The 12,784-nt window shown below is 62.1% G+C and carries 19 protein-coding genes; 17 read left to right on the forward strand and 2 right to left on the reverse strand.

Annotated features, from left to right (window positions below; genetic code table 11):
• Nucleotides 1-48 precede the first annotated feature (48 nt).
• The 3 genes from ACFSJC_RS09375 (at nt 49) to ACFSJC_RS09385 (ending at nt 2,186) form a co-directional block, all read left to right on the forward strand.
• On the forward strand, nt 49-537 hold the full coding sequence (locus ACFSJC_RS09375) for a helix-turn-helix domain-containing protein (protein ID WP_386025996.1): 489 nt from the start codon (nt 49-51) through the stop codon (nt 535-537).
• A 30-nt stretch (nt 538-567) separates the two neighbouring features.
• Entirely contained in the window at nt 568-1,299 is a 732-nt protein-coding gene (locus ACFSJC_RS09380; RefSeq protein ID WP_386025998.1) for a HipA family kinase, read from the forward strand.
• 137 nt (nt 1,300-1,436) lie between these two features.
• Complete coding sequence (locus tag ACFSJC_RS09385; protein WP_386026000.1) at nt 1,437-2,186, forward strand: hypothetical protein; 750 nt, start codon at nt 1,437-1,439, stop codon at nt 2,184-2,186.
• A gap of 230 nt (nt 2,187-2,416) precedes the next feature.
• Here ACFSJC_RS09385 and ACFSJC_RS09390 read toward each other — a convergent pair whose 3' ends face one another.
• Nucleotides 2,417-3,415, reverse strand: a complete 999-nt coding sequence (locus tag ACFSJC_RS09390) for an IS481 family transposase (protein WP_386026002.1) — start codon at nt 3,413-3,415, stop codon at nt 2,417-2,419.
• A 490-nt stretch (nt 3,416-3,905) separates the two neighbouring features.
• Here ACFSJC_RS09390 and ACFSJC_RS09395 point away from each other — a divergent pair, with 490 nt between their 5' ends.
• Together ACFSJC_RS09395 and ACFSJC_RS09400 are read left to right on the forward strand one after the other, a co-directional pair.
• Entirely contained in the window at nt 3,906-4,502 is a 597-nt protein-coding gene (locus tag ACFSJC_RS09395) for a hypothetical protein (protein ID WP_386026004.1), read from the forward strand.
• Nucleotides 4,503-4,540: 38 nt separating this feature from the next.
• Nucleotides 4,541-5,176 carry a hypothetical protein gene (locus ACFSJC_RS09400; RefSeq protein WP_386026006.1) on the forward strand — a complete coding sequence of 212 codons (636 nt, stop codon included), beginning with the start codon at nt 4,541-4,543 and terminating at the stop codon, nt 5,174-5,176.
• A 188-nt stretch (nt 5,177-5,364) separates the two neighbouring features.
• Here the strand turns inward: ACFSJC_RS09400 and ACFSJC_RS09405 are convergent, their stop codons facing one another.
• Nucleotides 5,365-5,631, reverse strand: coding sequence for a hypothetical protein (locus ACFSJC_RS09405; protein WP_386026008.1), 267 nt, complete (start codon nt 5,629-5,631; stop codon nt 5,365-5,367).
• Between the two features lie 329 nt (nt 5,632-5,960).
• Here ACFSJC_RS09405 and ACFSJC_RS09410 point away from each other — a divergent pair, with 329 nt between their 5' ends.
• Genes ACFSJC_RS09410 through ACFSJC_RS09465 form a run of 12 tightly spaced genes read left to right on the forward strand, consistent with a single transcriptional unit; the run spans nt 5,961 to nt 12,584 of the window.
• Nucleotides 5,961-6,203, forward strand: coding sequence for a hypothetical protein (locus ACFSJC_RS09410; protein WP_386026010.1), 243 nt, complete (start codon nt 5,961-5,963; stop codon nt 6,201-6,203).
• Complete coding sequence (locus ACFSJC_RS09415) at nt 6,200-6,415, forward strand: hypothetical protein (RefSeq protein WP_386026012.1); 216 nt, start codon at nt 6,200-6,202, stop codon at nt 6,413-6,415. Before ACFSJC_RS09410 ends, ACFSJC_RS09415 begins: the two co-directional genes overlap by 4 nt.
• Before the next feature lie 3 nt (nt 6,416-6,418).
• Nucleotides 6,419-6,667, forward strand: a complete 249-nt coding sequence (locus tag ACFSJC_RS09420) for a hypothetical protein (RefSeq protein WP_386026014.1) — start codon at nt 6,419-6,421, stop codon at nt 6,665-6,667.
• Nucleotides 6,664-6,918, forward strand: coding sequence for a hypothetical protein (locus tag ACFSJC_RS09425; RefSeq protein WP_386026015.1), 255 nt, complete (start codon nt 6,664-6,666; stop codon nt 6,916-6,918). The genes ACFSJC_RS09420 and ACFSJC_RS09425 overlap by 4 nt, the downstream gene beginning before the upstream one ends.
• Nucleotides 6,905-7,150 (forward strand): helix-turn-helix domain-containing protein, encoded by a 246-nt coding sequence (locus ACFSJC_RS09430; RefSeq protein ID WP_386026017.1) that lies wholly within the window; start codon nt 6,905-6,907, stop codon nt 7,148-7,150. Before ACFSJC_RS09425 ends, ACFSJC_RS09430 begins: the two co-directional genes overlap by 14 nt.
• On the forward strand, nt 7,147-7,962 hold the full coding sequence (locus ACFSJC_RS09435; protein ID WP_386026019.1) for a PD-(D/E)XK nuclease-like domain-containing protein: 816 nt from the start codon (nt 7,147-7,149) through the stop codon (nt 7,960-7,962). The genes ACFSJC_RS09430 and ACFSJC_RS09435 overlap by 4 nt, the downstream gene beginning before the upstream one ends.
• A 10-nt stretch (nt 7,963-7,972) precedes the next feature.
• A complete protein-coding gene (gene recT, locus ACFSJC_RS09440) occupies nt 7,973-9,208 on the forward strand; it encodes a recombination protein RecT (protein ID WP_386026021.1) in 1,236 nt (411 codons plus the stop codon).
• 23 nt (nt 9,209-9,231) lie between these two features.
• Complete coding sequence (locus ACFSJC_RS09445; RefSeq protein ID WP_386026023.1) at nt 9,232-10,146, forward strand: recombination-associated protein RdgC; 915 nt, start codon at nt 9,232-9,234, stop codon at nt 10,144-10,146.
• Nucleotides 10,143-10,403 (forward strand): hypothetical protein, encoded by a 261-nt coding sequence (locus ACFSJC_RS09450; RefSeq protein ID WP_386026025.1) that lies wholly within the window; start codon nt 10,143-10,145, stop codon nt 10,401-10,403. The genes ACFSJC_RS09445 and ACFSJC_RS09450 overlap by 4 nt, the downstream gene beginning before the upstream one ends.
• Nucleotides 10,403-11,287 carry an HNH endonuclease signature motif containing protein gene (locus tag ACFSJC_RS09455; protein WP_386026027.1) on the forward strand — a complete coding sequence of 295 codons (885 nt, stop codon included), beginning with the start codon at nt 10,403-10,405 and terminating at the stop codon, nt 11,285-11,287. The genes ACFSJC_RS09450 and ACFSJC_RS09455 overlap by 1 nt, the downstream gene beginning before the upstream one ends.
• On the forward strand, nt 11,284-11,529 hold the full coding sequence (locus tag ACFSJC_RS09460) for a hypothetical protein (RefSeq protein WP_386026029.1): 246 nt from the start codon (nt 11,284-11,286) through the stop codon (nt 11,527-11,529). The genes ACFSJC_RS09455 and ACFSJC_RS09460 overlap by 4 nt, the downstream gene beginning before the upstream one ends.
• Complete coding sequence (locus tag ACFSJC_RS09465; RefSeq protein WP_386026031.1) at nt 11,529-12,584, forward strand: site-specific integrase; 1,056 nt, start codon at nt 11,529-11,531, stop codon at nt 12,582-12,584. The genes ACFSJC_RS09460 and ACFSJC_RS09465 overlap by 1 nt, the downstream gene beginning before the upstream one ends.
• The last annotated feature ends 200 nt before the right edge of the window (nt 12,585-12,784 follow it).

The following is a 12,784-nucleotide window of genomic DNA, read 5'->3' on the forward strand; positions in this document are numbered from 1 at the left end:
GTGACTTTTGTAAGGCACGCTTACATGCTATTGGCTATGGGTAGAAACATGTGGGAAAGAATCAAGGCGGCGCGGATCTACTCTGGCTTCACGCAAGAGCAGATCGGAGAGGCATGCGGCGGTATCAGCAGAAACGCTGTATCTATGTGGGAGTCGCGGCGCGCAGCACACAGAACAGCGCCAACCACCGAAAACCTAGTACTGCTCTCAAAGAAAACCGGCGCCCCGTTGTCTTGGCTCGCGTCAGACCATGCTGAAATCAGCCCAGACTGGAAGAAAGGGGGGAAACCGCCTTGGGGTACCGCTATCGAAACAGACCAACCCCACGACGACAGCGCGCCAATCGACACCGGCCAGGGGGCTGAGCGCACCTACACCTTTCCCTCCGCCCTTGACGACCTGCTCGAAGCCGCCTCGCCTCGTTCGCGAACGGCTTTAGAGCGCATCGCCCAGGCCGCCAAGGATAAACGGCTGACGGACGCTGACCTGGAGCTGCTCAATCAAATCGCGGAGCGTATCGCCGCTCGCAAGGAGTGATGCATGGAGCCGGTCGGAGTCGCGACCCTGTTGATCACGCCTCGGCCGGTCAAGGACCTGGGGAACGTCTCCGAGCTGTGGCACGGTGACGTCCTCACCCACGCGGGAGATATCCGCGTGTATCTGAAGCGGGCAACCAACGAGGAGATCTTGTCCGAGTGCTTGTGCGCCGTCATTGGACGCGCACTTGAGCTTCCGATCCCGCGCGCCTATCTTGTCCATGACCCGCAGCGACTGCTTGGAGGCGGAATACTGATCGGCAGCGAGGATGCCGGCATGCGCTCATGGAAACACTTTATCGATGCGGCTTACCTGACCGCCATCAACGGCCTCTCCGATTGGCCCATGCTTCATGACGTCGCCGTCTTCGATGAGTGGATCGCCAACCCCGACCGCAATACCGGCAACATCCTTTGGGATCAGGTCACCGGCTGGGCACTGATAGATCATGCGCGCTCACTGGGTGCTTGGCCTCCAAGCCGGCCCGTCCCCCCGCCAAGCGCGGAGGTGAGAAACCTGCTTGCCGAAATCATCCACCAACTTCCTGGCGAACTGGAACCTAAACGGCTTGAGAAACTGGCACAGACCCGCAGCCAGTCCTATCGCAGGATCGACTCGCAAAAGGCCCATGAAGCCTCCCGCTGTGCCATGATCGGCATGGCCGAGCGCGCCCGTGAAGCGCTCTCATTTCTCGGCGCGCGCGCTACACTCTTACCGTCCCTCATGGAGCGCCATAACCCACAAACCAGCCTGAAACTATGAGCGTCGACCTCTCACTCTTCCCCCCACTCCCGGCCTATGCCGCGACCGGGGCTCCCCTCTTTCTTGAGCCTATCACCGGCTCTGGAGAACGCATCTGTATCGCCGTAGCGGCTCACGGAGGGCAAAACGAGTGGAGCGTGACGCAGATCCTGAGCGATGAACTCGCCGCCTGCATGCTCGGGGAACAATCCACCACCCTCATCGGATTCGTGCGGCTGGGCATCGAAAGCCTAGAGCGACACCTCCAGAGCGGAAACCCCTTGCAGACTTGGTCATCGCCACTGCACGGCATGCAGCTTGGGCAGATATCCAGCGGCCACGTCACCGATCTTGCGATGATGCAGCGCCTTTTAGCGCGCAATCATGCTTTCCTGGCCTCGATGGCTGCGTTTTCACCGGAGGCACGCGAGGACGACGCCGACCCGCCGGATGATGGTGCCGAGCGCTGGACCACTCAAGTCAGGCACGCCGTCACCTTACGCAACCCCCTGCTGGACAGTTACTTCATGAATTCCGTGCGCCTCACCGAGCGGGGCTCGACCACGCGATTCGATTTCCTAGGCATGCGTTTAGCTGCCCAGCTTGGCCGGCTGATTCCCAGCAAGAACCTTTCCAATCAGGTGAAAGCGGCGAAAGCCAAACTCTGGGACCTCGAGAACCTGCGCGACAGCAGGCATGCCTCGGCGCCAAGCAATCCTCAAGGCTACGAGTTGTTGCTCTACCACCCGCGCGACGATGACCCCGCCTTCTCCGATGGCTCGATCAATAACCTCCACGCCGCGCTCAAGGATCTGGAAAAAGCCGGTGATCGCCAATCGCTGCGCGTGCGCCCGGTTCACAGCGCCGACGAGGCCGCCGAGCACATCATTCAGGCCGAGGCCACATGAGCATGGCTATCGAGCAAGTTCGATATCGCGTGATCGTCGAGGATGAGCAGTCCGCCACGGCGCTTTGAATCCAGGCGCTTGATGCTGTTTTTGCGCCGCATCCTCTGCGTCATTGGTCGCCACGACTGGCGCTTCGCCAGAATCAGTCTGTAAGGCCATAAAATCTGGGCGTGCAGCCGGTGCGGCGCGATGCGCCAAGGGGCATGGGTTGGGCGAAGGTAAAGCTAGGATTATTGTGGTGATACGAACATGGTGTCAAGTCCCCGAAGATTGTATACGCGTTTTTTGAATAGTTCGGGACGCTTCTCAGCCCAATCCTTGAGGGCTTGAATCGGGGCGATGTGCCCGAGTGCTTTTTGCGGAATGTGCTGGTTGTAGACCTGGACATAGCGGGTGATGGTGTGCTCCAGACTCTGGGAGGAGTCGAAGCGTGTCGTGGCCAGCACCTCGGCGATACGCCCATTGAAGCGCTCGACCATGCCATTGGTCTGTGGGGTTCTGGGTTTGGTCAGGCGATGCTCGATGGCGTGCTGGGCGCAGACCTGATCGAAGCGATGCTCCCCCGTCGGCGCCCGCTCGCCCGTGGCGCAGAACCGGTCGGTGAACTCCTTACCGTTGTCGGTGAGGATCTTGGAAAGGGTGAACGGCGCCTTGGCGATCAGGCGCTCGAGAAAGCCACTGGCCGAAGCGGCTGACTTGTCGTCGAGGATCTCGACGTAGACCCAGCGGGTGGCGCGATCGATCGCCACGAAGAGGTATTTACGCCGGTCTTCATCGGGCATCTGGGGCAGGTATTTGACGTCGACATGGACGAAGCCAGGCGCGTAGTCCTTGAAGGTCTTCACCGGGCGCTTTGCGGTATCCGCATCCTGCGGGATCAGCGCCTTGAGGTTGGAGACCCCGTGGCGACGCAGGCAGCGATCGAGTGCTGAGCGCGAGGCCTCGGGGTGGATGAATTCGCGGGTAACCGCCAACAGATCGTCGAGCGGCAGCAACAGCGTTTGACGCAGGGCCACCACGAGGAGCTCCTGCGCGGGCGAGAGCGTCGTTGAGAGCCGGTGTGGGCGGTGCGAGGCATCCTCGACTGCGGTGCGTCGCCGCCACTTCTTCACCGTCTGGACCGAGAGGTTGTACTGGGCGGCGAGGACCTTGCTCGGCAACGTCGAGGCTTGCAGTTCACGACGAATCGCCGGGGTGGTGCGGGCATTCTTGTGCAGGCGGATATTCATCGGCAATCAGGCTCTCGGTCGGCTGTCAGCAGGATGACTGTGATTTCCGCGAGTGGCTACTTTATGGCTCAAGTGCTCTAGCACCTCGCGGGCACGGAACAAAGGATAGCTCCGTCGAGGCAGATAATCACACGGGACGTAACAACACAGAAACGGGGCTGTATGGACCATACGCCGGAGGAGGGCGCCTCAGAATAGGGTACTTAAGGAAGACCGGGGGCCGCGACTGGATCGGCCCGTCGATCACCATAAATAAACACGACTACCCAGGAAAATCGTTTGCGATCAGAGTTAACGATGGGGCGTCTCTTGAATCAGGGCGCGACGGAATTCTGCGCGGTGAGCGGGCAAATACCGCATTGTTTGCTATCGATAACGGGGGTGTGGCACATATTGGATATTGGTCTTGGCCCGAAGGCCCAGGGGAGATGAAGGTTAAGCTCGACGGCGCACAGGAGGCGCTGATTGCTCTTCATAACATTCAGTCGATATGACAAAAAAAGCAAATGCAAATATAGCCTTGGCTTCGGTCGGATTCGCGCTTCTGCTCGCCGGATGCGCAGCACAAAAGTACAGCGCCCCGGCAGCGCAGATGAACGTCCCGCAGTCTGCCACCAAGCTGCCAGCGCAGACCCCGCAGAATCAGCAAACGTGCACGTCCGAAAAAGGCGGCGTGTATAAATATCGAGACAATAGCGGGAACGTCTATTTCTCTGGCTGCGAGCTCGCCCCAGGGAGATACACTCTAGAGTGGTATCGCCCCAGAAGAATCCCGCCTCAAGCTCAGGCCCCAACCTCGATATCTCTATCGAAAAGCCAGATCAACGCCATCCGCAGCAGCATCAACTCCAGGCTCAAGGACCCGTATTCGTCGAAATTTCATACGATTCGCGGAGCGAAGAAAGATAAAGCCGTTTACGCATGCGGCATGGTCAACGCCAAGAACGCTTTCGGCGGGTACGTTGGAAAGCGGCCCTTCCTCGGGATCTTCGATGGGTCGCGGTTTGTTGTAGGCGGGTTGGCCTCAAGCGATTTCGAGGCCCTTCAGCTACTCCGCAGATGCAGTGAGCGCGGTATCGATCTGTAATAGGCATTCTGCAAACCAGGAAGTTGGAGGATGGACTCTTGGCCCAAGAACAGCATCCGATTATTTGCCCAAGATGTCACGCTGAGTCGTTCGACAATAGCTGGAAATGCTGGAGATGCGGGAAGCGGTTCCCCTATGCGCTCCGGTTCAGGGCAAGAGCGAATCAAGGCGAAGCGCAGCGCTCGCGCTCTGGGTGCCTTGCGCTTCTTGGGAGGGCTTTTTTAGCCTTCGTCGCCCTGCTGACCCTGGTCGTCGTTTTGGGGCAGGCGCGATTAGCCATGATGACCCCTGACGAGCGCGCCGAATTCGACAGAAAGCAGGCCCAGAAGGCTGTCGAGAGAGAAGCGTCGCGCATGGCTGAGGCCGAGACCAAGCGTAAAGCGCAGCAAGCCACGGCGGCATTGGATTCGGAACGCGAAGCGGCGCGTCAGGCTGTTCTGGGTAAGGTCAAGGCGGAGCCCGTAGTGAAGGACGCTATCTGGACCTCGGATCGCATGCTCAAGCTGGGCGTCCTCGACGACGGCACACCCCGTGATGGACTGGCGATGTACGGATGCGGCATCGTCAGCGATTTCCCGGAATTGAAGGGTGGCGTCTCCGTCCAGGTCATCGACATCATCAAGCTCACCCGCGACAGCAAATGGATCAAGCTTGGCGAGTCGAGGTGTCGGTAACCCCTCGGACCTAACGAAACTAACTCAACCCGCTAGATGAGGTGATAACGTACTCGCTAAGCGCGGACAAAACGCCCGTCACGATTAGGCAGGTATTTTCGGATAGCAGTATTGAAAAGACCTATCGTCTTCCAGAGGGGGTTGTTCTGAACTGACCGACGCTCTGCCTTTTAGGTTAATCAATTTGCCTAAGGGAACTGCGAGAACGGCATCGCCTTATCGTCAACCCCGATAACCTGAATTGTTTCCATGCGCAGACGATGTCCAGATACAGAGCCGTGAGCGACATAATGAAGCGTTGGCCCGAGTGGCGACACGTAACCGGATCTGATCTCAACCCCATCATTTTCTCCAACGCTCTTGACTGAGCACGGGACCTGTACCGTCTTGAACGCCTTACCTGCCGCTTGACGGATCAAATACCCGGCTGCTTGGCAGATTTCTTTTTCAGTCATGTCCCCTGCAATGGAGCTATCGCTAACCGCTATCGTCGGCGCCAAGCATAGCGCAGCAATGAGCGCGGCGTGCTGCCAAAGATTTTTGCTTCTAACACTCATTCTCTGTCCCTATCGATTGATCCGCAAAAGCGCTGTAGACCAGATTCTACCGCGAGCGGCCCGTAACTTCCGCTACTAACGCTTGCTCTTGAGTGCGTAGCCTGGTGTTCCGCGCTCAGGATTGAGCGGTTTTTTGCCTGCGCGTCAAGGTAAGCTTGACTTACTCTAAAAAGTAAGCCAGTCTTACCTCACGCAAACCGCAACCCGCCGCCACAGGAGCCACCCCCATGTCCCAGTCTGTCACCGACGCAGAACCCGCAACGACCACCAAACGGCCATACCTCACCAGCGCCAGTTGGCGCACGGAGAACCTGTTCGACTCGCTCTACGAAGAGCTGACGATGAAGGACATCCAGGAACTGAGCGACGAAGACCTGAGCCGACTGCTCGGCATGCTGGATCACTGGGAGCAGGTCTGCCGCTCCGAGATCGGACACAGGGCTGCGAAAGATGGCCGGGAGGACGCGTGACCATCTCCGTCGCCCGCTACCGCAACGCCCCGATCGGATCGCCCGAGTTTGTCGAGGAAGGCCAGAGGATTGGGGATCTCAAGGACCGCGACCGACGCACGATCCACATCGCCACGGTCCAGACGCTGCGCAACCGCATGACCGACGCCGAGCGCCGCGAGCTGGACGACCTGATCGATGGGGTCATCGATCGCCAATACCCGGAGGACTGATCCATGTACAGGAAGAAAGCCACCAAGCCCCCGGTCGATCTCGGCCTGGTTCGCATCGCGGTGCAGGCCTCCCGCCGGGCGCTCGAACGCAACGGGCTCACGACCCGCGAGGCCAAGCAGGCGGCGCGCCGCACGGCCAGCCTGATGGGACGAGGGATGTCGGCGGCCATGGCCATTTCCCAGATCGAGCGCGGCAACCGACCCAACCGGGGCCGCCATTCCAGCGGCACGACCGGCCCGGAGGCGGCATGACCACACCACGCAACGACCTGCTGCGCGCCATCTGGCGGGCCGCCGAGAACGCCCGGACCGTGCGCAGCAGCGATGTCTCGCGCGACTTCATGGCCCGGCTGAACATGGCGCTGGAGGAGCGGCTCGACGCCGACCGCAACGATCCTGAACTCGCCGCTGCCGTCGGGGCACTGCAAACGCTCGTCGACATCGAGCGGAGCCGATCGCCGGCGACTCAGATCGATAGGAGGACTCCTAATGCAATCACCTGAGAGAACCAAACTGATCGGCCAGCGCCTGCGCCAGGTGCGCAACGAGCAGGGGCTTACCCTCGACCAGCTCTCCGAACGCACCGGGGGTGCGCTCTTGAAAGCACGCATGAGCAATTACGAGCAGGGAATCCGGCGGATGGGTCTCGAAGAGGCGGAGACGCTGGCCAAGGTGCTCAAGGTCAGTCCGGTGTGGCTGCTGGCGATCGACGATGCGTCGTGGAGGTCGGCATGAACCCTGACTGGAGCAAACCCGGCATCCACCACGGGGTGGCGTTCGAGGACTACCTCGCGCTCCGCGCCGTGTCCGCCCACGGCTTGATGCAGATCGAGCGAAGCCCGGCGCACTACCGCACCTCGATCGAGACGCCACACGCGCCCTCGGCGGCCCAGGCGCTCGGAACCCTGACCCATCTCTGCGTCCTGGAACCCGAAGAGTACCGCCAGCGCGTGCGCGTGGCGCCGGCGGTCGATCGGCGCACCAAGGCCGGCAAGGAGACGTTCGCCGCCTTCGAGGCCGAGGTCACCGCGATCCCGGACGCCATGATCGCAACCGCCGAGCAAGACACCAAGGCCCGCGCGATGCGCGAGTCGGTGATGGCGCAGCCGTTCGCCCGTGCGCTGCTGGCCGACGGTGCGGCCGAAGTGACGCTGTTGTGGGACCAGGACGGCACCTTCTGCAAAGCACGCCCAGACTGGCTGTGCAGCGGGCACGAGGTGATCGTCGACCTCAAGACGGCGGCCGACGCGAGCGAACAGGCGTTTGCGAAGGCCTGCGGGAATTACCGCTACCACCTGCAGGCAGCCTGGTATCAGGACGCCGTGATGCGCGTCGGTCTGGGTGATCGCGTCTTCGTTTTCATCGCCGTCGAGCCTGAACCTCCCTATGCCGCCGGGTTGTACCAGATCGACGACCAGGCGCTCCGGGTCGGACGGATCCGCTACGAACGAGCGCTGGAGACCTATCGGGAATGCGTAGCGACCAACGACTGGCCCGGCTATGCGCGCGAGATCAGAACTATCGAATTGCCCAAGTGGGCACTGTGAGGACTCCATCATGCAAGCACTTCAGAAACAGAATCTCTCGACCATTGCCCAGATGCTGGAGAAGAACCGCGACAGCATCGCCTCGGCGCTGCCAAAGCACCTCACCATCGAGCGCCTGACCCGTGTCGCCCTGGGCGAGCTGCGCACCAACCAGAAGCTGCTCAACTGCTCGCCGGAAAGCCTGATGTCCGCGATCGTCAAGGCCAGCCATCTTGGCCTTGAGGTCGGCTCGGCCATGGGGCACGCCTACCTGGTGCCCTACAAGACCGAGGCGTCGCTGATCATCGGGTATCGCGGCATGCTCGCACTGGCGCGACGCTCGGGCGAGATTCAGAGCATCACGGCCCGCGTGGTCTACGCCAAGGACACCTTCGAGTTGGAGTACGGCCTGGAAGAAAAGCTGCGCCACGTCCCCAGCACCGAGGCCGCGCCCGGTCCGGTGACCCATGTCTATGCCGTCGCCAAGCTGCGCGACGGCGGCGTTCAGTACGAGGTGATGACCCGCGCCGAGGTCGAGGCCGTCCGCAAGCGCTCACGCGCCTCGGGCGATGGGCCCTGGGTGACGGACTGGGAGGAAATGGCGCGCAAGACGGTCGTGCGCCGGCTGTTCAAGTACCTGCCGATGTCGATCGAGATGGCCGATGCCATGGCGACCGAGCAGGAGGAGGAGCGCCACGAGGTCAACATCACCCAGTCGGCCGGGCAAGTCCTGGACCTGAACGCGCGTCTGGCCGCCGGTGTCGAGACCGCTTCGAACGAGCCGCAGACCGGACAGACGCGGGAGGCAACCCAATGGCCAAAACCCGACCCCGAGACCGGCGAGCTGGTCGACGTGCGCGGCTGCCCTTGGATCGAGGCCGCGCACTCGGCGGGCAAGACCTGTGTGGAGGACGGGACCTGGCGCAAGAAGCGTGGCGCCGATCTGGAGGTGATCGAGCAGATGGAGCGTGCGGCGATGGCGCGACCGGATCCGCAGCGGGGCGAGGAGCAGGACGAAGAGCGCGAGCCGCCCGGCGCGGATACGGGAACGGTCTCCAGCCTGGTCACCGATCCGCCCACGGAACAGCCGCTCAGCGATTTCGAGAAGATCCGGCGTGGGATCGAAACAGCCCCCGACCAAGACACCATCGACGAATGGCTGGATCTCAGCCGCGAGGTCGTCATCACCCGGTCGCAGCGATACGCGCTGGAGGCGACGGTTGACAACCGCAAGAAACAGCTCGCTGCCGCCGAGCGCACGGCATAACCGCTTGCAACAGAGGAATTCCAATGTTCAAGAACGCTTACCTCTTTCGCCTCGACGCGCCCTTCCCTCTCGGCACGGTCGAGCTTGACGAACGACTTCGGAGCCAACGGGCACGGCCTTGCGGCCCGGTCGAAATGAGCCATCTCGGCTGGTCTGATCCGCTCGACGAAGAGAAGGACGCCTGGTTCGCGCATGAGATCGCCGGCTGCATCTTGATCTGCGCAACGCTCCATCAGCGGGTGCTGCCGGCGGCGGCGATCATGAACGCACTCAACGAGCGCGTGCGCGGCATCCAGGACCAGGAAGGACGCCAGGTCGGCCGCGCCGAGCGCAAACGGCTCCGCGAGCAGCTGATGACCGACATGCTGCCGAAGTCCTTCCAGCAAACACGTCGGATCCGGGCCTACATCGATCGCCAGTCGGATTGGCTGATCGTCGACTCGGGCAGCACGAGCCAGGCCGAGGACGTGGCCACCCTGCTGCGCGAGACGCTCGGATCGCTGCCGGCCCGACCGCCCTTCCCGGGCGTGGATCCGGCGGCCGTGATGACGGGCTGGATCGCCCAGGCGCCCCCGTCCGACTTCTACCTCGGGCGCGGCTGCGAGCTGCGCGATGACGACGAGGTGGTTCGCCTTTCCGGATTGGACCTATCAAGCGACGAGGTGCTGAGCCACATCGGCGCTGGCAAGAAGGCATCGGTCCTGGATCTCTTCTGGGACGATCGGCTGAGCTTCACCCTGACCGAGGATCTGGTCATCAAGCGCCTGCGTGTGAACGAGGCCATCCGCGACGATGCGGAGCTGGGAGACGACCCGGCCTCGCAGTTGGAGGCGGATTTCGCACTCCTGGCGCTACAGATGCGCTTGCTGCTGAAACGGCTGGAGACGCTCTTCAAGCTCATCGATGTCGATGAGCAGACGCAGAGGGCGGCGGCATGAAGAACAAACTCCAAGACCTGACGAATCACCTCTTCGCCCAGCTTGAGCGTCTCAACGACGATGGACTCAAGGAAGAACGCCTCAAGGACGAGATCGCCCGCGCCGGCGCCATGACCTCGGTCGCCGGTCAGATCCTCGCCTCCGGCCGGCTAGCGATCGACGCTCAGCGCGTCGCCTATGACTGCGCCCTCTCGAAGAACCCAGCAGCGCCGGCGCTGCTGGGGCTCGATCAGATGACGCGCGAGGGCAGGGACTGATGCCGCGATTCGATATGAGCGCCGAGCAGATCGACTGGATCCGCCTCTTCTACCCGAAGTGGCGGATCCAAAAGCTCACCGAGCGCTTCAACGCGCGCTTCGGGCTCGGGCTGAGTCCTTCCCAAGTGCAGGGGATCATCAAGCGCAACCGGATCCGCTCCGGGCGCCCCAGAGGGGCCCCTTCGGGCGAGCTGCGGGCCGATTCGCCTTGGACGCCCGAGATGCTCGATTGGCTGAGAGCGCATCGGGCCGAAGCGGAGATCGGCGAGATCGCGGAGCGCTTCAACACGCATTTCGGTCTCGACATGACCAGATCGGCGATCGCGGGCACCTGCAAGCGCTACGGCATCCTGAGCGGGCGGGACAGCCGTTTCAAGCAGGGCGAAACCTCATGGAACAAGGGGCGCTCGTTCCGGGCTGGCGGCCGTTCCGCAGAGACCCGGTTCAAGCCGGGTCAGCAGCCACATACGACGGTTCCGGTCGGCAGCTACGTCCAGAACAGCGAAGGCTACTGGAGGCTCAAGGTCTGTGACGACGCCCGCCAGGGACTCAGTCGCAACAACTGGGCATTCGTCCATCGCCTGGTCTACGAGGAGGCGTGTGGGCCGATCCCACCCGGACATGCCGTGGTTCTCATCGATGGCGATCCCGACAACTGCCTCGATCCGAACAACCTGGCTGCGGTGGACCGCGCGACGCTCGTCAGGGCGAATCAAGCGGGCTGGAGCCAAGCCAAGACAACCGAAGAACGCCGAGCCATTCTCGCGCTCGCCCAGGTCCATTCCCGCGCCCATCAGGTGGGGCGGGATGCGGGAATCGGTGCCCGTGAACGGCGGGAGATGATTGGGTCGATCCGTGATTTGAGAGCGGAGAGTGTGCTTTGAAACCTAAAACAGCCGAGGATCGAGCGACGGTAGACACACACCACCCGTCGGCATTCAACCACGAGGACCTTCAGCGCTTCACCGGCTACCAGCGACCGGCCGACATCGAACGCTGGTGCCAACAGAACGGAGTGAGATACTTCCGCGGGAGAATCGGCATCTGGACCACGCTCGACGCGGTGAATGCCGCGCTCGGGATCGGCCTGGGAGAACAGCCACCGACACAGCGCATCGAGTTCTGATGTCGCCCCGCCGCCGATCCAGGACCGCGAAGCTGCCGAACGGCATCAAGCCGGACGCCCTGCCCCCTTATGTCTACTGGGACGCCAGCGGCAAAGGCCGCTGGATCCTGCATACCTACGACAGCGAGCGCCGCAAGACGAAGGCCCGCAGGCTCTGCGGACCCGAATGCACGCTGCGCGAGATCTGGGACGCCTACGAGGCCGCCACCAGGCCCGTGCCGATCGATACGCTCGGCGCACTCATGGATCTCTTTGAGCGCTCGCCCGCCTGGGAGGATCTGAAACCCACGACGCAGCGGGATTACCGACTCTGCATGACGCGGCTCAAGGCCGCCAAGACCCGCGCCGGCGTCGCGCTCCCGGATACGCGACTCGCCGATTGGACGCCCGGCACCGTGCGCGCCTACGTCGACAAACGCGCGGAGGAATCACGCTCTAGAGCCAACCACGAGCTGCGGTATCTACGCCGAGTCTTCGCATGGGGATACGAGCGCGATTTCATCGCCAGCAATCCAGGACGAGGGGTCAAGACGCTGAAGGAAGCTCCCCGTCAGCGATACGTCACCGACAACGAATACGCCGCCTTCCTCGAGCATGCCGGCCAGCGCTATCCCTACCTGGTTCCGGTGGCGGAACTCGCCTACCTGTGCCGGCTGAGACTATCGGAGGTCTGCGATCTGCGCCGGGAAGACGCCCGAGAAGAAGGGCTCTTCGCAGCACGACGTAAGGGATCCAAGGACGCCCTGACGGGCTGGACTCCGCGACTTCGGGCCGCCGTGGATGCCGCCCTGGCGCTTCATGGCGACGTCCTCGGACTCTATCTCATTCCCAGCCCGAGCCACGGACGCATGCTCGAAACGACCGTGCAAACCGCCTGGCAGCGCAGCATGCGCTCGTGGGCCGATCTCGGGCGCGAGCGCTTCTCGATCCACGACTGTAAAAGGAAGGGGGTCAGCGACGCAGAAGGAGACAAACTCGCGGCCAGCGGACACCGGTCGGCGGCCATGCTGCGAGTCTACGACGTGCTCCCGGCGAAGGCTCCGGCAACCCGCTGAAGCCTCCTTAAAACGCCTCGCAAGCCATTGAAAACAAAGACCCCAAAAACCCAAACTCCTTGAAACAATTCAAATCTAACAGATTGATTTACCAGTCAATTGCACATGACTGAAAATCCGCGTGTCGGTGGTTCGATTCCGCCCCTGGGCACCAAATTCCAAGCATTAGACGCGCCTCAGAGCGCGTCTTTTTGCGTCTG

The sequence above is a fragment of the Thiorhodococcus fuscus genome (assembly GCF_042682685.1).
GTDB lineage: Bacteria > Pseudomonadota > Gammaproteobacteria > Chromatiales > Chromatiaceae > Imhoffiella > Imhoffiella fuscus.

Excerpts from the sequence above, each read along its gene's own strand:
- ACFSJC_RS09405 (WP_386026008.1), bottom strand. The coding sequence starts at position 5,631 with ATGACTGAAAAAGAAATCTGCCAAGCAGCCGGGTATTTGATCCGTCAA.
- ACFSJC_RS09420 (WP_386026014.1), top strand. The coding sequence starts at position 6,419 with ATGTACAGGAAGAAAGCCACCAAGCCCCCGGTCGATCTCGGCCTGGTT.
- ACFSJC_RS09445 (WP_386026023.1), top strand. The coding sequence starts at position 9,232 with ATGTTCAAGAACGCTTACCTCTTTCGCCTCGACGCGCCCTTCCCTCTC.
- ACFSJC_RS09425 (WP_386026015.1), top strand. The coding sequence starts at position 6,664 with ATGACCACACCACGCAACGACCTGCTGCGCGCCATCTGGCGGGCCGCC.
- ACFSJC_RS09395 (WP_386026004.1), top strand. The coding sequence starts at position 3,906 with ATGACAAAAAAAGCAAATGCAAATATAGCCTTGGCTTCGGTCGGATTC.
- ACFSJC_RS09455 (WP_386026027.1), top strand. The coding sequence starts at position 10,403 with ATGCCGCGATTCGATATGAGCGCCGAGCAGATCGACTGGATCCGCCTC.
- ACFSJC_RS09465 (WP_386026031.1), top strand. The coding sequence starts at position 11,529 with ATGTCGCCCCGCCGCCGATCCAGGACCGCGAAGCTGCCGAACGGCATC.
- recT (WP_386026021.1), top strand. The coding sequence starts at position 7,973 with ATGCAAGCACTTCAGAAACAGAATCTCTCGACCATTGCCCAGATGCTG.
- ACFSJC_RS09410 (WP_386026010.1), top strand. The coding sequence starts at position 5,961 with ATGTCCCAGTCTGTCACCGACGCAGAACCCGCAACGACCACCAAACGG.
- ACFSJC_RS09430 (WP_386026017.1), top strand. The coding sequence starts at position 6,905 with ATGCAATCACCTGAGAGAACCAAACTGATCGGCCAGCGCCTGCGCCAG.
- ACFSJC_RS09450 (WP_386026025.1), top strand. The coding sequence starts at position 10,143 with ATGAAGAACAAACTCCAAGACCTGACGAATCACCTCTTCGCCCAGCTT.
- ACFSJC_RS09390 (WP_386026002.1), bottom strand. The coding sequence starts at position 3,415 with ATGAATATCCGCCTGCACAAGAATGCCCGCACCACCCCGGCGATTCGT.
- ACFSJC_RS09375 (WP_386025996.1), top strand. The coding sequence starts at position 49 with ATGTGGGAAAGAATCAAGGCGGCGCGGATCTACTCTGGCTTCACGCAA.
- ACFSJC_RS09435 (WP_386026019.1), top strand. The coding sequence starts at position 7,147 with ATGAACCCTGACTGGAGCAAACCCGGCATCCACCACGGGGTGGCGTTC.